The following is a 15,337-nucleotide window of genomic DNA, read 5'->3' as shown; positions in this document are numbered from 1 at the left end:
AACCGTCTTCAGCAAGAGAATGAGGCTTTAGTTCACCTGCGCTTCGGCAGTTGTCAGTACAAGTTCACTGCCTGGCCGTCACCTGCACGTCGCGCGCGGTCAGCTCGGCGGCGCACTCGGTGCACTCGACCTTCGCCCGCACACCGCCGCCGCAGTCGCGGTGGTGCAGGTGGAACGACTCCTCTTCTTCGGGGGCCATCCACCTCTCGCCCCACGTGCGCAACGCCATCAGCACGGGGTAGAGGTCGCGGCCTTTCTCCGTGAGGCGGTACTCGTGCCGTGTGCGGCCGTCCTCGTGATAGGGCACGCGCTTGAGGACGTTCTCCTGCAACAGCACGTTCAGCCGGTCGGTCAGGACGCTTCGCGAGATGTCCATCGTGGCCTGGAAGTCTTCGAAGCGGCGCGTGCCCAGGAAGATCTGGCGGAGCAGCAGCAGCGTCCAGCGCTCGCCCAGCAGGGCCGCGGGGCGGCTCAGCGTGCACGGCATGCTCGCGAAGTTCGAGTACGGCATGAACCCAGGATATCCCTTGCGTTCGATTTTCGAACTCAGCTACAGTTCGGATTCCGAACTCAGGGAGTCGATCCTCATGCGCGTCACCGAGCTCGACCGCGACACCGCCGGAGAAGCTGTCGACGCGGTGTTCGAAGGACTGTCCGCGCGAAGTCGCTACCTGCGCTTCCACTCGCCGACGCCACGGCTGACCGCGTCCGCGCGCCGCGTGCTCGTCGACGTGGACGGCGAACGTCACGGGGCCGTGTGCGCCCGTGTCGGCGGCGACCCGATCGGCATCGCGCGGGTGATCAAGACCGGTGAGTGCGACGCGGAGATCGCGGTCGCCGTGGTGGACCTGTGGCAACGGCGCGGTGTGGGCCGCCTGCTGCTGGAGGAGCTGACGTCGGTCGCGGCCAGGATGGGTGTCGCGGTGCTGCACGGCGACGTCCTGCCCGACAACCACGCGATGCTCGCGCTGGTGCGCAAGGTGCTGCCCGGCGTGCGTCTCACCAGGGACGCCGACACGGTCCAGTTGAGCTACCCGCTGGCCTGGGTGACCGCCGAGATCACCGACGCGGACCTTATAGAGAGCTTGCAGGAGATTTAGAGATCAAGCCCCGACGATGACCGCGTGACCACCGCTCGTGCTCCCGGCCGCCCGATTCTCCGCTCCGAGATCGTGGAGCGCGCGTGTTCGTGGCTGCGGGACGCGGTTCCGCACAGCAGGACGAGGTTCCACCAGAACGAGCACGGCATCTACCGCGCCGACTGCTCGGGGTTCGTGTCGATGGCGTGGGGACTGCCCGGCAGGCCTGAGGACCGGCACGGCGGCTACGACACCCACAGCCTGTCGGTGGTGAGCGACCTGATCCCCGCCGAGCAACTGCGGGCGGGCGACGTGGTCATCCGCACCGACGGCGCCCGGCACGTCGTGATCTTCGCCGCGTGGGCCGAGGAGCCGGGGCGGTACTGGGCCTACGAGCAGGCCGGTGGGCAGCACACCCGGTTGCGCGCCATCACCTATCCCCATGAGGTCGGGCCTGAGCTGTACGTGCCGCGGCGGTACCTGAGCGTGTCGGAGTAACTCGATCGGCCATTGCGCCGATGAACGGACGACGACGCACGCCGGAAGGTCAGGTCCATCTGTGAGCAACCGCCCGTTCAAGATCCACCCGAACCTGTCCGGTTCCGGACAGGACCAGACGTTCGACCGGACCGGAACTTCACATCGCCTTGCTACCGTGACCGGCATGAAACGGTGGGGGATGTTGGCGGTGGCAGCGGCGGCCATCACGTTCGGCTCGACGCTGGCCATGCCCGACGTGGCGGTCGCGGCTGAGGGTGGCGTCTTCTGCGGTTCGTACGAGGCCAACTCCAAGGTCACGCGCAGCGAGGTCCTGGCGCGCTCGCGCACCTGGCTCGCCGCCCGCGTGCCGTACAGCCAGAGCGACTGCTTCGGCAACAGGTACGGCGCCTACCGCACCGACTGCTCCGGCTTCGTCTCCATGGCGTGGGGCCTGCGCATCTCCTACACGACGCACATCCTCGAGCAGGTCGCGCACCGCATCGACCGGGAGGACCTGCGCCCCGGCGACGCGCTCAACGACCGCGAGAACCACGTCGCGCTGTTCATCGGCTGGGCGGACGCGGCCAAGACGCGGCCGATCGTGCGCGAGCAGGCGGGCCCGGACGGCAGCAGGCCCGTGCAGCGCGTGTGGAGCGCCGCGACGGCCAGCAGGTACGTCCCGTTGCGCTACAACAACATCCTCGAAGCCGGCAGCGGTGACACCGGCAGCGACACCCCGGTGACGGACAAGCTCGTCGTCAACGCGGGCCCGCAGATCTCGAACACCGGCCAGCAGCAGCTCGAGATCTTCGCGCGCGGCGTCGACGGCACGGTCATCACGAACTTCCACAAGACGAGCCGATGGGCGGGCTGGCAGCAGCTCGGTCCCGAGGTCTTCGCCGGCGAGCCGGTCGCGCTGATGAACCCGCAGACCAAGATCGTCGAAGTGTTCGTGCGCGGTGTCGACGGCAAGATCTACCACCGCGTCGACGGCCAGTGGCTCGCGCTGGGCGACACGGCCGTCGCGGGCGAGCCGACGCTCTTCTGGAACGACAGCACCAAGGCCGTCGAGGTCCTGGCCCGCGGCGCGGACGGCACGCTGCTCCGCTTCACGGACAAGTGGGCGCCGGTCGGCGACCGCAAGATCGAGGGCGACCCGGCCGTCGCCGACAAGGACGTCTACGCGCGTTCCGCCGACGGCAAGCTGATCAAGTGGGACGGCACGAACTGGGCCGACCAGGGCGACAAGAAGATCGTCAGCGACCCGAGCGTCGCCGTCGACCAGGTCTTCGTGCGCACCGAGTCCGGCAGTGTCGAGCAGTACGCGGCCGGCGTGTGGACGACGCTGGGCGGCAAGGGCACTGGCACCCCGTCGGCGGTGTTCAACTCGACGACCGGTTCCATCGACGTCGTGCAGCTCGGTGAGGGCGGCTTCGCCGAGCACTCCCGCGCCACCGACAAGGGCTGGACCCCGTGGGCGAAGCTCGGCACCACCAAGGTCGCCGAGGCGCCGACCGCGATGTACCACGCGCAGACGAAGACCGTCGAGGTCTTCGCCCGCACGGACGACGGCAAGCAGATCCGCCGCTTCTACAAGGAGAAGGCGGGCTGGAGCCAGTGGGCCGTGCTGGGAGACAAGACGGTCAGCTGACCTGACGACGCCGAAAGGGCCGCGATCCGGATTCCGGGTCGCGGCCCTTCTCGTTCGACCGGCACCTTGACTAGCGTGGAGGAAAAGGTTTTCAGAGGAGGTCCGGGGATGACGCGCAGGCGGTACGCGGTGGTCGGCACGGGCTCGCGGGCGCAACGGCACGTCCACGCCATCGCGGTCGAACACGCGGACACCTGCGAGCTCGTCGCGTTCTGCGACGTGAACCGCACGCGCATGAACGTCCACAACGACCGGCTGTCCGAGCCGGTCCCCACCTACGACGCCGCCAACTTCCTGAAGATGCTGGCCGAGCAACGGGTCGACGTCGTCGTGGTCACCACGGTCGACCGTCACCACGACACGTACACAGTGGAGGCGCTCGACGCAGGGTGCGACGTCGTGACGGAGAAGCCGATGACGACGGACGTCCCGTCGGCCCGCAAGATCCTCGACGCCGTGGACCGCAACGACGGCACCGTCACGGTCACCTTCAACTACCGCTACAACCCCATCCACGAGAAGGTGCGCGCGCTCCTCGCCGACGGTGCGGTGGGCGAGATCGGGTCCGTGCACTTCGAGTGGTTGCTGGACACGCGGCACGGCGCCGACTACTTCCGCCGCTGGCACCGCGACAAGGCCAACTCCGGTGGCCTCATGGTGCACAAGGCGACCCACCACTTCGACCTCCTCAACTGGTGGGTCGGTTCGGTGCCGGAGACCGTGTACGCGCACGGCCGGTTGTTCTTCTACGGCGACGAGAACGGCAAGCGTCACGGCTACGCGCACGACGAACGGTTCGACATCAAGCTGGAGCAGAACGACTGGCTCAAGAAGCTCTACGTCGACGCACGGCACGAGGACGGCTATCGGCGCGACCAGAACCCGTTCGAACCCGGTGTGTCCATTGAGGACGACATGTCCGTCCTCGTGCGCTATGCCAGCGGCGCGAACCTCACGTACCACCTCACGGCCTACTCGCCGTGGGAGGGCTACCGCCTGATGGTCAACGGCAGCAAGGGACGCCTCGAACTGGAGGTCGTCGAGAACTCGTGGGTGTCGGGCCAGGACCCGTCGGTGCACGGCGCCGACGCCAATCCGGAGCAGGGCTGGGCGAAGCTGTCCGTGCAGCGGCTGTTCGAGGAACGCGAGGACGTCCCGCTGGAGTACGAGCGGGCAGGGCACGGCGGAGCGGACCGGCGCATGGTCGACGCGCTGTACGGGCCGCCGGGGCAGGAGGACCCGTTGGGACGCAAGGCGACGCACCACGACGGCGCGCTATCGCTGCTGACCGGGTTCGCCGCCAACCTCAGCTTCGAGACCGGGGGACCGGTCCGCGTCGCCGACGTCCTCGACCTTCCTTAGCGGTCGCCGGGGCCTCTCCGCCACTGCCTGTTCGGGTGGCCGCGTTGACGGTTGGTGCCCGGATGCCGTCGCAAACGTGTCTTGCTTGGCGCGGCGCATTGATATTCCAGGCACGGCGGCTGATGCTGGTGGGCGCGGTGGAGTCCGCCCGAGAAGGGTGAGAGCGATGCGTGTTGCGCTGGTCGGTGCACGTGGCCATGGAGCGCGGCACGTGGAGAACCTGGTCCGGCTGGGCCACGACGGGCTCGCCACGTTCGTCGGGGTGGTCGACGTCGCGGACGTCGACGTGCCGGTGCCGTCCTACTCCGACCTGGGGACGCTGGCCGCCGAGCTGCACCCCGAGGTCGTCGTGATCTCCTCGCCGCCCGCGACGCACCACGACCTCGTGCTGGCGGCGTTCGAACAGGGCTGCGACGTGCTGGTCGAGAAGCCGGCTGTGCTGTCGGTGGCCGACTTCGACGAGATCTCCGACGAGGCCGCGAAGCGCGGGCGGGTGTGCCAGGTCGGGTTCCAGACGCAGGGGACGGGCTCGTACCGGCGCCTCTGCTCGTTGATCGGCTCCGGCGCGTTGGGGGACATCAGCGGTATCGGCGCCGCAGGCCGTTGGGTGCGCACGGACTCCTATTACGACCGCGCGGAGTGGGCCGGGAAGCAGGGTGAGGACGGGACGCTCGTGAACCCGTTCGCGCACGCACTGCAGAACGCGCTCCTTCTCGCCGATGTGGAGGAACGAGCCGACATCGCGGTCGAACTGGAGCTGTACCGGTGCCGCGACGCGATCAGTGCGGACGACACGGCCTGTGTGCGGGTCACGGCCGAAGGCGCGCCTCCTGTCGTCGTCGCCACCACCTTGTGTGCCACGACATCGTTGCCACCGGTCGTCCTCGTGCACGGCTCCCTGGGGCAGGCCGTCTGGTGGTACGACGACGACAGGCTCACGGTCAACGACCACCGCATGTCCGTGCCGCCGTCCGTCGACCTGCTGGAGAACCTCTTGCGGCACAGGCAGAACGGCGAGCCGCTGGTCGCGCCGCTGGCCGCCGCGCGGGCGTTCACGACCGTCGCCGAGCAGTGCGGCAAGGCCGACGTGCCACTGCTGCCGGCCCGCCGCGTCGGCGACCGGGTGGTGCTCGACGGCATCGACGAGGTCGTCGTCCGGGCAGCAGAGAAGATCGCCACCTTCGACGAACTCGGCTGCGGATTCGGGCGGTAGTCTCCCCGCGGAGTCCGCCGTGTTCGGGGAGCGTTTGCGTTGGACATCTACATCGACCTGAAGGACGTCCGGGTCACCGGCTACGTCAGCATGGGTCTGATCGCGCTGGTCGCCGTCGAGTCGATCTGGGGCACGATCAACGACTGGCAGGGCGGCTCGTCGTCGTGGAGCTTCCTCGCCATCGTGCTGATTCTGCCCGCGGCCGTGGCGTCCGTGCTGTGGTACCGCGGCGTGACGCACAACGCGGAGGCGATCGCGCTGCACGGCGTGCGGATGATCTCGCAGGTGTGGAAGGCGAGCGACCCGGCGCAGCGCGAGGTGCCGTTCGACCAGCGCGTCGCGAGCCCGTTGATCAAGCCCTGGCAGTACACCTTCCTCGCCATGATCATGTGCGACGTGCTGGAGTCGCTGCTGCTGGACACCCCTGTCTACGTGGTGTTCTCCACGTTGTCGACGCTCTGCGCGATCGGCGCGGCCGGTCTCGCGTGCTTCCTGATCCTGCGGATCTCGCTCATGCAGCAGCGGTTCGCGGTACCTCAGCGCAAACGCGGCTGAGATGGGGTAGACTTCCATGCTGGTTGCGGTTTCGTGTTCGTGTACTTCACGCTCGCCAAACTTCAGTTGCGAGCACTTCTCCTTCTTCACGGTTGGGGCAAGTCAGCTCATGACCAACCACGGAGCGGCCGCACAGTGCGGCTCGCTCTTCAGTAATCAAGGAGAAGCAGTACATGGCTAACGGCACCGTCAAGTGGTTCAACGCTGAAAAGGGCTTCGGCTTCATCGCCCCCGAGGACGGCGGCGCTGACGTCTTCGTCCACTACTCGGCCCTCAACGGCGGCGGCTACCGCAGCCTCGAGGAGAACCAGAAGGTCTCGTTCGACATCACGCAGGGCCAGAAGGGCCCGCAGGCGACGAACGTCACCGCTCTCTGACGTTGTTCTACGACGCAGGGCCTCCGGGACTTCCCGGGGGCCCTGCGCTCGTTTTGCGATCATCCGGTTTTCGCGAGTGCCTCGGCAGCCGGCCTTCACCGCGCGTTCAGCGCTCAGCGGGCCACCTCGCGGCACCGGCCCCGCGCCCCGGTACTACCAGTACAGGGACGCGGGGCCGGCACCACGATGCGGCCGTCTGAACGCCGAACGCGGGGTGAAGACCGGCTGCCGAGGCACTAGCCTGGCCCGATGCCGTTGCTCGGACCAGCTGATCCGCTGCCGCACGTGCCCCGGCGCCTCCTCGTGGCGGGCAACGCCGGATCCGGCAAGTCGACGCTCTGCCGGCGCATCGCCGGGTCGTTGAGCCTTCCCCGAGTCGAGCTGGACAGCCTCTACTGGGGTCCGCGGTGGACTCCGCGGCCGGAGTTCGCCGCCGAGGTCGCCGCGCTGGCGCGGAAGGACCTCTGGGTCACCGAGTTCCAGTACAAGGTGGCGCGGCCCGTGCTGCTGGAGCGGGCGGACACGGTGGTGTGGCTCGACCACCCGTTCACCACGGTGGTCGGCAGGCTGGTGCGCCGCACCGTCCGGCGCCGCGCGGCCGGGGTGGAGCTGTGGAACGGTAACCAGGAGTCCCCGCTGTGGTCGGTGTTCACCGATTCCGGGCACATCCTGCGGTGGGGCCCGAGGAGTTACCGTCGCAACCGGGCCAGGGTGCTCGCCCTGGTCGACGACGTCGTGGTCGTCCGGTTGCGCGGCCAGGGACAGGTGGAGCGGTGGCTCACGGGGCCGCTCGCCTCGGTCGGGGAGGAGCCTGCTCGGTGAGAACGGCGCTGGTGCTCGGCGGGACGGGAATGCTGGCCGGATGCGTGAGCCACCTGGTGGCGCGCGAGTGGCGGGTGGTGCTGCCGTCGCGCAGGCAACCGCTGGTGGCCGACGACGGACCAGGCCGGGCGGCGCGCGCCTCGATCACGCGCGGCCACCGGCCCACGTGGGTCAGGGCCGACTGGGCTGAGCCCAAGGTGCTGGCGTCCGAGGTCGAGTACGAGCTCGAAGGTCATCCGGTGAACCTGCTGGTTGCGTGGGTGCACGACAGCTACCGCGTGAGCGTGCTCAACGCCGTGCGGCACCTTCTCGCAGAAGGCGCGCCTGTAGTAGAGGTGCACACGAGCGCACCGGTGCCCGACCCTGCGCTCCCACACCCGACACAACAGGTCCTGCTGGCCCACTTCGCGCACGACGCCACGGTGCGCACGAACCGCGCGGTGCTGCAGGCCGTCGAACGGGGCCTGGAAGGACGGGCGCCCTCGCTGCACCACGAGGACGCCCGCTGACTCAGCTCTTCTGGATCTTCGCCCGGCCGATCTCCGCCTGCACCTTGATGCCGGCCGTCACGTCCACCAGCTGGCGGACCACCACGTCCTCGTTGCGGATGTCGGCGATCTTCTGCTTGGTCGGCGTGACGAACTCGAAGTCCGCGACCTCCGCCGCCTCGATCTCGGCGACCTTCTGGAAGTCCCTGCTGAAGTCCAGCACCACCTCGGCGCCGTCGAGCACGACCAGCTGGTAGTCCGACGGCACGTCGGACGCGAAGCCCTTCTGGAACTTGCCGGCGACCTTGATGCCCTCCGGTGTCTCCTCCAGGTCGAGGACTCCGTCGACAGGGGTGAACAGCGCTTCCTGGAAGTCGGCGGTGGCCTTCACGGGCGCGGGGTCCGCCAGCGCGGGGGACGCGGTGAGGGCGGCGGTCGCGAGCAGGACGGCGGCGATGCTCAGGAGTTTCGGCATGTCTTCGTTCGTACCGGCGGGCCTGGGGGCTCGCTCGGTCAAACGCATCGCTCGATCGGGCGGTGGGCGGGGCACGCTCCGGCGTCAGCGCGCCGACCGCATCCCCCGCACCAGCAGCATGACCGAGTCGCGGACCTCCGCCCGTGACCGCTCCGGCTGGAACACCTGCCAGTCCAGCGCGATCACTAGCAACGTGCCGAACAACGCCGCCGACGCGGTGCCGACCTCCACGCCCTCCGGCAGGCGGCCCGCGTCGGACAGGCGCTTCATCTGACCGCGCACGATCGACACGATGTCGTCGCGCAGCAGCTTGAGGGTGCCGTGCCACTGGCCGGGCGTGCGCCACAGCTCCGAGACGAGCAGCTGGCCGAACGCCGGGTACTCGGCCCAGAAGCCGAGCATCTCGTCGACCAGCGCCTCCAGCGAGTCCTCCGAGCCCTCGGCGGAGCGCAACCTGCCCGCGAGGATCTCCACGCCGTGGTGCAGCAGCGCTTCGACCAGGGCGTCCTTCGAGGCGAAGTTGTAGTAGATCGTGCCCTTGGCGACGCCCGCCTCCGCGGCGATCTCGTCGACCGTGACCGAGGCCGCGCCCCGTTCGCCGACCAGCTTCAACGCCGCGTCGAAGAGCTTCTGCTTGGTCGCCGTCGTCCGCGCGCTCACAGCACGAGCTCCGGCTTCAGCTTGGACACCGTCCACACGCGCTGCTTGTAGGCCGCCACGGACGTCAAGGCTAGGGCTCCGACCAGCCAGGCGAGAAGGATCAGCGCGTCCTTTCCGACGCTGCCCAGGTCACCGCCGTACATGAGGTGGCGCAGACCGTCGACCGCGTAGCCCATCGGCAGGCCGTAGTGCAGCGGGTACAGCGGCACGGGGATCGTCTGCCACGGGAACGTGCCACCCGCGCTGACCAGCTGCAGGATCAGCAGGATCAGGCCCAGGAACTTGCCGACGGCACCGAACGCGGCGTTCAGCGCGTGCAGGATCGCCACGAACGTCAGTGACATCAGCGCGAGGAACCCGAACGTCCCGAGGGGGTTCGACGGCTCGATGTCGACCACGAACCGCACGACCGTGAACATCACGAGCACCTGCACGATGCCGAGCAACGCACCAGGCAACCAGCCGCCCAACGCGACACGCAGCGCCGACTGACCAGCGGCGAGCGCACGGCGTGAGAGCGGGCGCAGCAGCAGGAAGAGCACGAACGCGCCGATCCACGTCGCCAGGCCCAGGAAGAACGGGGCGAGGCCGGCGCCGTACGTGGCGGCCTTCGTCTGGGACAGGCCGCGCACGGCCACCGGGTCGCCGATCGCCTGTGCGATGGCGGCACGGGTCGGGTCGTCCTGGTTCGGGATCTTGTCGATGCCGCCGGACAGACCGGTGCTCAGCTCGGCGGAACCGGTCGCGAGCTGCGTGGCACCGTCCTTGAGCTGCGGCGTTCCCGTCGCGGCCTTCTGCAGGCCGTCGCGCAGCGTCGTGGCGCCGTCGTCCAGCTTGCCGATGCCGGTGACCAGTCCCGGCATCTTCGCCGAGAGCTGCTCGGCGCCGTCGGCGACCTGGTCCGCGCCGTTCGCGAGCTTGCGCAGGTCGCCCGCCGCGCCCTGGACCTTGGCGTTGGCGTCGTCGACCGGCTTGCGGACCTGGCCGAGAGTGGTCAGCACGTTCTGCACCTGCTCCTCGGTGAAACCCAGGGCGCGCAGGCGGGTCGCGATGTCGGCGTTGGTCTGGTCGAGCGCCCCGACGAGCTCCTGGGCCCTCTTCGCGTACGCCTCGGCCTCGGTGGCGGCGGTCTCGTTGCCGGTCGCGACCTGGCGTGCCCCGTCGGCGATCTTCTTCGCGCCGTCGGGCAGTGGCGCGGTCTGCGTGCGGAGGTCGTGCAGGCCGTTGCTCAGCTGGGTCGCGCCGGTGGAGAGCTGCTGGACGCCGGTGTCGAGCTCGGTGATCTTGTCGCGCAGCTGGGCGTTGCCGTCCGCCAGCTTCTTGGCGCCGTCGGCGGCCTTGGTGGTCTCCTGGCGGATCGTGGAGAACCCGAGCAGGAGCTTGTCGGCGGCCTCGGTGGAGACCTTCGCCGTGACGGCCCTGCGGACCTCGCTCACGACCTGGTTCGCGATCGTGGAGCCGAGGTAGTTGTTGGCGTCGTTGGTCGTCAGCGTCAGCACGCCCTGGCGCGGCTTGTTCTGCTCCGCGGACGTGAGCGCCTCGGAGAAGTCCTCCGGCAGCGTCAGGGCGAAGATGTAGTCGCCCTTGCGCACGCCCTCGTCGGCGTCGTCGACGACCTTCCAGTTGAACTTCTTGCCGTTGAGCAGCTCGTCCGCGACGTCCTTGCCCGCGTTGAGGTCCTGCGCGCCCTTGTCCTTCACGACCAGTGCGGCGGGCACCTGGTTGAGGTTCGCGTACGGGTCCTTGTTCGCGTACAGGTACAGCGACGCGTACAGCAGAGGCACGAGCGCCAGAGCCAGGACGGCGAGCTTGGGGAGCTTGCCGGAGGTGATCCGGCGGAGCTCGTTGAAGGCCATGCGAAGGGCGCTCATGCGGTGATCTCCATCTTGGTGTCGTTGTCCTCACCAAGGCGCGCGTGCGGGATGTCGAGGATGTGGGCGGAGGAGTTCGAGCACAGGACGACGACGGACCGTTCGGGGGTCACGAAGTCGTGGGCCAGTGCGAGCCACTCGCGCGGGTCGGGGTGGTAGCGGTCGGGGCAGTCGAGGACCAGCGCCGTGACGCCGGGGCGTGCGGCGGCCAGTTCGAGCATCACCGCGCACCGCGTCTTCGGCGGGACGTGCTCGAAGCGCTTGTCCGCGTGCTCATCGGCGGCGTGCTCCACCAACCAGTCGTGCACCGCCTTCTTGCCGGAGGGCATGCGGTTCATCGCGAGCTCCTCGCCGACGACGGCGGACAGCGTCAGCGCCTCCTCCGGTTCGTTGACCTCGGGGGCGTCGACCAGCACGACGCGCTTGCGCAGCGTCTTCGCGTCCGGTGACACGGTGCCCGTGGACGGCTTCATGCGGCCGGACAGCAGGAGGGCCAGCGCCGTGTGCCCTCCGCCGGGCTCGCCCGCGACCAGGGTCAGCTCGCCGGGCTTCACGGTCAGCGAAGTCGGCCGGAGCAGGGGACCATGGCCCCCGTTGACGCCTGCGCGACTTGCGTGGATCTCCACGGCTTTACCCTCCGTTTAAACTGACCGGTCAGTACAAATTCTCCCGCAGACCTCTGCCGCTGGCAACTCGGACATAGGTCACCTAAGTGCTGAGGCGGGGCGTACTTCCCAGACGGTCCACAGCGGCCGGTAGCCCTGACGGGGCCAGAACACGCTGCTCAGGGGGTTCGGCGGGTTGTAGTAGAGGTAGGTCCCGACCGTGCCCATGCGGTGAAGCTCCTGGTGGGCGTAGGCGAGGAGCTGCTGGCCGATGCCCGTGCCGCGGGCGCCGGGGAGCACGGAGACGCAGTTCACGTAGCCCCAGCGGCCGCGGGGGAGTCGTGCGGCGGCCGCCGTGCCGGGTTCGGACGACACGACCGCGCACTCGGCGAGCGCCACCGCGATGCCGTCGCGTTCGGCGAGCCAGATGGGGCTCGCGTTCTTGAGGCGGTCTATCAGTGCGCGACGCTTCACCTGTGCCGCGTCGGGACGCACGATCGTGGAGCCCACGTAGGAGGAGTACTCCAGTTCCGCGAGCGACAGCTCCAGAACCGTCTCCAGGTCGTGCGGCGTCGCACGGCGAATCGTGAGCGTGCGCGAGACGTGCTGGGCGGGAGTCTTGAGGCGCACGGCGAGCACCGACAGCGGCACGAGCCCGTGGTCGAGGAACGCCCGTGCGGCCTTCGTGTCGCGGCTCGGCCAATGCACGACGCACGCCGTGTCGTCGCCCACGTCCTGCGTGTCGAGGTGCCGGCGGAAGCGCGTGAGCAGCGCGTCCATGCCCTGCGAGCCGCCGACCAGCGGCAGCATCTCCCACACCTCCGCCGCCGACCACAGCCGCGTGGTCGAGTGCGGTTCGAAGCTCTGATGGCTCACGACCCCGGCCACGCGCGTGCCGTCCGCCAGCGCCGCGGTGAGGACGTGGCCGTCCACGGGCGGTTCGGTGGCGGGCGGGAGCAACGGGTCCAGTGAGGCGAACCGGGCTGACTGGGCCGCCACTAGTCCGCGTGCCGAGGTCATGGCACGTGAGATTACGACGTCAGGCGGGTCCGGAAGATCGCGGTGCCGGGGAAGAGCTTGCCGCGCAGGGGGCTCCACTGGCCCCAGTTGCGGGTGTGGCCCTGCGGCCACTCGGGCTCGACCAGGTCTTCCAGCGCGAACCCGGTGTTCGTGAGGGCGCGGACGTAGTCGCCGAGCGTGCGGTGGTGCTCGACGTAGGTCGCCCTGCCCTCCTCGTCCACCTCTACATAGGGGGTGCGGTCGAAGTACGACTGCGTGACCGTGAGACCGAGCGGGCCGGGGTCGTCCGGGAAGATCCACCGCATCGGGTGATTCACCGCGAACACCCAGGGCGCGCCCGGCCGGAGCACGCGGGCCAGTTCGCCGAAGACTTCTTGGACGTCGGCCACGAACGGCACGGCGCCGAACGCGGAGCACGCGGCGTCGAAGGAGTCGTCCCTGAACGGCAGCTGGTCGGCGCTGGCCTGGACGAGCGGGACGTCGATGCCGGTCTTCGCGTTGTTCGCGCGCGCGTGCCTGAGCATGCCCGCGGAGATGTCGAAGGCGGTGACGTCGGCCTTGTTGTCCTTGAGCCAGCGCGCGCACGGAGCGCTGCCGCAGCCGACCTCCAGGATGCGCTGACCAGCGACTTCACCGAGGAAGGCGACGGTCTCCTCGCGCAGCCCCTCCGGGCACCACACGAAGTCCGCCGCGCCCAGGAAGTCACCGTGCGTCTCGTGGTAGTCGTCGGCGTCCGCGTCCCACCAGATCTTGTTCGCCACCCGCGACTCGGCGGCGTCCGCACCGCGCTTCACGATGCCGGCGGTGCCGAGCGCTTGTTCCGCGCTCGCGTGCTGGTTGGACACACTGCTCCTTCACATGGGGGCTGGTTTGCTTGCGCGTCTCGCGGCCGCGTACGATATCGCGTGCGTAGTGGGTTAGTGCTGCCCATGATCCAGATCCGCCGGGATTCCAGGTAACTGCGACGCTGCGCGCGCACCACTACCAAGCCATCAATGCCAATCCGTACCGGAGCCACCTACCTAATGTCCACCGACACCACCACCGCCCCCGTTGCCGCTGCTCCCAAGCAGGTCGCGATCAACGACATCGGGACGGAGGAGGACTTCCTCGCAGCAATCGACGCGACGATCAAGTACTTCAACGATGGCGACATCGTTGAGGGCACGATCGTCAAGGTCGACCGGGACGAGGTCCTGCTCGACATCGGCTACAAGACCGAGGGCGTCATCCCCTCGCGTGAACTGTCGATCAAGCACGACGTCGACCCCAACGAGGTCGTCAAGGTCGGTGACGAGGTCGAGGCGCTTGTTCTCCAGAAGGAGGACAAGGAAGGCCGTCTGATCCTCTCCAAGAAGCGTGCGCAGTACGAGCGCGCGTGGGGCACCATCGAGGCCCTCAAGGAGAAGGACGAGCCCGTCAAGGGCACGGTCATCGAGGTCGTCAAGGGTGGTCTCATCCTCGACATCGGCCTCCGCGGCTTCCTCCCCGCCTCGCTCGTCGAGATGCGTCGCGTCCGCGACCTCCAGCCGTACGTCGGCCGTGAGCTCGAGGCGAAGATCATCGAGCTGGACAAGAACCGCAACAACGTGGTCCTGTCCCGTCGCGCGTGGCTCGAGCAGACCCAGTCCGAGGTCCGCAGCGAGTTCCTCAACCAGCTGCAGAAGGGCCAGGTCCGCAAGGGCGTCGTGTCCTCGATCGTCAACTTCGGTGCCTTCGTGGACCTGGGTGGCGTCGACGGTCTCGTCCACGTCTCGGAGCTGTCCTGGAAGCACATCGACCACCCGTCCGAGGTTGTCGAGGTCGGCCAGGAAGTCACCGTCGAGGTCCTCGACGTCGACATGGAGCGCGAGCGCGTCTCCCTGTCGCTGAAGGCCACGCAGGAAGACCCGTGGCGCCAGTTCGCCCGCACCCACGCGATCGGTCAGATCGTGCCGGGCAAGGTCACGAAGCTGGTTCCGTTCGGTGCGTTCGTCCGCGTGGACGAGGGCATCGAGGGCCTGGTCCACATCTCCGAGCTGGCCGAGCGCCACGTCGAGATCCCGGAGCAGGTCGTGCAGGTCGGCGACGACGTCATGGTCAAGGTCATCGACATCGACCTGGACCGCCGCCGCATCTCGCTGTCGCTCAAGCAGGCCAACGAGGGCTTCACGGTCGACACCGAGTTCGACCCGACCCAGTACGGCATGGCCGCCGAGTACGACGACCAGGGCAACTACATCTACCCCGAGGGCTTCGACCCGGAGTCGCAGGAGTGGGGCGAGGGCTTCGACAAGCAGCGTGAGGAGTGGGAGCGCCAGTACGCCGAGGCGCACACTCGTTACGAGGCCCACATGAAGCAGATCCGCAAGGCCGCCGAGGCCGAGGAAGAGGCTTCGGCCGAGGGTGCGGGCAACTACACCTCCGGTGGCGACGCTCCTTCCGCTTCGGTCGGCGCGCCGGCTCAGTCCGGTGGCACGCTGGCCTCCGACGAGCAGCTCGCTGCTCTGCGGGAGAAGCTGTCGGGCGGCATGTGAGTCGCTAGCTAGACGCTTTGGCCCTCGCACCCTTTGGGGTGCGGGGGCCTTTGTCGTTTTGGCTGGCTTGCGAGTCGCGGCTTCTGCGGGTGGCTGGTTTGCGTGCGGCCTGGTTGCCTTGCGTGCTTCCCCTGGGGCTCTGCCCCAGACCCCGGCAATCTGA

Annotated in this window: 17 protein-coding genes; 10 read left to right on the top strand and 7 right to left on the bottom strand. The window is 68.7% G+C overall.

What is annotated here, in order from left to right:
- Positions 1 to 64 precede the first annotated feature (64 nt).
- Complete coding sequence (locus ACFWN2_RS38895; RefSeq protein WP_360041147.1) at positions 65 to 511, bottom strand: helix-turn-helix domain-containing protein; 447 nt, start codon at positions 509 to 511, stop codon at positions 65 to 67.
- Positions 512 to 587: 76 nt separating this feature from the next.
- Between ACFWN2_RS38895 and ACFWN2_RS38890 the strand changes: the two genes are divergently transcribed.
- The 9 genes from ACFWN2_RS38890 to ACFWN2_RS38850 all read left to right on the top strand — a co-directional run bounded on the left by ACFWN2_RS38890 (position 588) and on the right by ACFWN2_RS38850 (position 8,048).
- A complete protein-coding gene (locus tag ACFWN2_RS38890) occupies positions 588 to 1,100 on the top strand; it encodes a GNAT family N-acetyltransferase (protein ID WP_382435571.1) in 513 nt (170 codons plus the stop codon).
- 24 nt (positions 1,101 to 1,124) lie between these two features.
- Entirely contained in the window at positions 1,125 to 1,577 is a 453-nt protein-coding gene (locus ACFWN2_RS38885; protein ID WP_382435570.1) for a hypothetical protein, read from the top strand.
- A gap of 166 nt (positions 1,578 to 1,743) precedes the next feature.
- Entirely contained in the window at positions 1,744 to 3,210 is a 1,467-nt protein-coding gene (locus tag ACFWN2_RS38880) for a hypothetical protein (RefSeq protein ID WP_382435569.1), read from the top strand.
- Between the two features lie 108 nt (positions 3,211 to 3,318).
- Positions 3,319 to 4,572, top strand: coding sequence for a Gfo/Idh/MocA family protein (locus tag ACFWN2_RS38875; protein ID WP_382435568.1), 1,254 nt, complete (start codon positions 3,319 to 3,321; stop codon positions 4,570 to 4,572).
- Positions 4,573 to 4,738: 166 nt separating this feature from the next.
- Entirely contained in the window at positions 4,739 to 5,785 is a 1,047-nt protein-coding gene (locus ACFWN2_RS38870) for a Gfo/Idh/MocA family protein (protein WP_382435567.1), read from the top strand.
- A 39-nt stretch (positions 5,786 to 5,824) separates the two neighbouring features.
- On the top strand, positions 5,825 to 6,340 hold the full coding sequence (locus tag ACFWN2_RS38865) for a hypothetical protein (RefSeq protein WP_382435566.1): 516 nt from the start codon (positions 5,825 to 5,827) through the stop codon (positions 6,338 to 6,340).
- A gap of 173 nt (positions 6,341 to 6,513) precedes the next feature.
- Complete coding sequence (locus ACFWN2_RS38860) at positions 6,514 to 6,717, top strand: cold-shock protein (protein ID WP_030476842.1); 204 nt, start codon at positions 6,514 to 6,516, stop codon at positions 6,715 to 6,717.
- 249 nt (positions 6,718 to 6,966) lie between these two features.
- On the top strand, positions 6,967 to 7,539 hold the full coding sequence (locus tag ACFWN2_RS38855; protein WP_382435565.1) for an AAA family ATPase: 573 nt from the start codon (positions 6,967 to 6,969) through the stop codon (positions 7,537 to 7,539).
- The gene (locus ACFWN2_RS38850) at positions 7,536 to 8,048 is read left to right on the top strand and encodes a hypothetical protein (protein WP_382435564.1); all 513 of its coding nucleotides are present in this window, start codon (positions 7,536 to 7,538) and stop codon (positions 8,046 to 8,048) included. Before ACFWN2_RS38855 ends, ACFWN2_RS38850 begins: the two co-directional genes overlap by 4 nt.
- A 1-nt stretch (position 8,049) precedes the next feature.
- Here the strand turns inward: ACFWN2_RS38850 and ACFWN2_RS38845 are convergent, their stop codons facing one another.
- The 6 genes from ACFWN2_RS38845 to ACFWN2_RS38820 all read right to left on the bottom strand — a co-directional run bounded on the left by ACFWN2_RS38845 (position 8,050) and on the right by ACFWN2_RS38820 (position 13,503).
- A complete protein-coding gene (locus tag ACFWN2_RS38845; RefSeq protein WP_382435563.1) occupies positions 8,050 to 8,502 on the bottom strand; it encodes a hypothetical protein in 453 nt (150 codons plus the stop codon).
- Positions 8,503 to 8,586: 84 nt separating this feature from the next.
- Positions 8,587 to 9,162 (bottom strand): TetR/AcrR family transcriptional regulator, encoded by a 576-nt coding sequence (locus ACFWN2_RS38840; protein ID WP_382435562.1) that lies wholly within the window; start codon positions 9,160 to 9,162, stop codon positions 8,587 to 8,589.
- The gene (locus tag ACFWN2_RS38835; RefSeq protein WP_382435561.1) at positions 9,159 to 11,033 is read right to left on the bottom strand and encodes a YhgE/Pip family protein; all 1,875 of its coding nucleotides are present in this window, start codon (positions 11,031 to 11,033) and stop codon (positions 9,159 to 9,161) included. The genes ACFWN2_RS38840 and ACFWN2_RS38835 overlap by 4 nt, the downstream gene beginning before the upstream one ends.
- Positions 11,030 to 11,659 (bottom strand): ATP-binding cassette domain-containing protein, encoded by a 630-nt coding sequence (locus tag ACFWN2_RS38830; protein ID WP_382435560.1) that lies wholly within the window; start codon positions 11,657 to 11,659, stop codon positions 11,030 to 11,032. The genes ACFWN2_RS38835 and ACFWN2_RS38830 overlap by 4 nt, the downstream gene beginning before the upstream one ends.
- Before the next feature lie 78 nt (positions 11,660 to 11,737).
- Positions 11,738 to 12,658, bottom strand: a complete 921-nt coding sequence (locus ACFWN2_RS38825; RefSeq protein WP_382435559.1) for a GNAT family N-acetyltransferase — start codon at positions 12,656 to 12,658, stop codon at positions 11,738 to 11,740.
- Positions 12,659 to 12,669: 11 nt separating this feature from the next.
- A complete protein-coding gene (locus ACFWN2_RS38820; protein WP_382435558.1) occupies positions 12,670 to 13,503 on the bottom strand; it encodes a class I SAM-dependent methyltransferase in 834 nt (277 codons plus the stop codon).
- Positions 13,504 to 13,683: 180 nt separating this feature from the next.
- On the opposite strand from ACFWN2_RS38820, the gene rpsA reads away from it, so the two are divergent.
- On the top strand, positions 13,684 to 15,174 hold the full coding sequence (gene rpsA, locus ACFWN2_RS38815) for a 30S ribosomal protein S1 (RefSeq protein WP_382435557.1): 1,491 nt from the start codon (positions 13,684 to 13,686) through the stop codon (positions 15,172 to 15,174).
- The last annotated feature ends 163 nt before the right edge of the window (positions 15,175 to 15,337 follow it).

The sequence above is a fragment of the Lentzea sp. NPDC058436 genome, from assembly GCF_042721515.1.
Lineage (GTDB): Bacteria > Actinomycetota > Actinomycetes > Mycobacteriales > Pseudonocardiaceae > Lentzea.
This window is presented reverse-complemented; position numbering and strand designations above follow the sequence as displayed.

Excerpts from the sequence above, each read along its gene's own strand:
- ACFWN2_RS38895 (WP_360041147.1), bottom strand. The coding sequence starts at position 511 with ATGCCGTACTCGAACTTCGCGAGCATGCCGTGCACGCTGAGCCGCCCC.
- ACFWN2_RS38890 (WP_382435571.1), top strand. The coding sequence starts at position 588 with ATGCGCGTCACCGAGCTCGACCGCGACACCGCCGGAGAAGCTGTCGAC.
- ACFWN2_RS38880 (WP_382435569.1), top strand. The coding sequence starts at position 1,744 with ATGAAACGGTGGGGGATGTTGGCGGTGGCAGCGGCGGCCATCACGTTC.
- ACFWN2_RS38875 (WP_382435568.1), top strand. The coding sequence starts at position 3,319 with ATGACGCGCAGGCGGTACGCGGTGGTCGGCACGGGCTCGCGGGCGCAA.
- ACFWN2_RS38870 (WP_382435567.1), top strand. The coding sequence starts at position 4,739 with ATGCGTGTTGCGCTGGTCGGTGCACGTGGCCATGGAGCGCGGCACGTG.
- ACFWN2_RS38860 (WP_030476842.1), top strand. The coding sequence starts at position 6,514 with ATGGCTAACGGCACCGTCAAGTGGTTCAACGCTGAAAAGGGCTTCGGC.
- ACFWN2_RS38855 (WP_382435565.1), top strand. The coding sequence starts at position 6,967 with ATGCCGTTGCTCGGACCAGCTGATCCGCTGCCGCACGTGCCCCGGCGC.
- ACFWN2_RS38845 (WP_382435563.1), bottom strand. The coding sequence starts at position 8,502 with ATGCCGAAACTCCTGAGCATCGCCGCCGTCCTGCTCGCGACCGCCGCC.
- ACFWN2_RS38835 (WP_382435561.1), bottom strand. The coding sequence starts at position 11,033 with ATGAGCGCCCTTCGCATGGCCTTCAACGAGCTCCGCCGGATCACCTCC.
- ACFWN2_RS38825 (WP_382435559.1), bottom strand. The coding sequence starts at position 12,658 with ATGACCTCGGCACGCGGACTAGTGGCGGCCCAGTCAGCCCGGTTCGCC.
- rpsA (WP_382435557.1), top strand. The coding sequence starts at position 13,684 with ATGTCCACCGACACCACCACCGCCCCCGTTGCCGCTGCTCCCAAGCAG.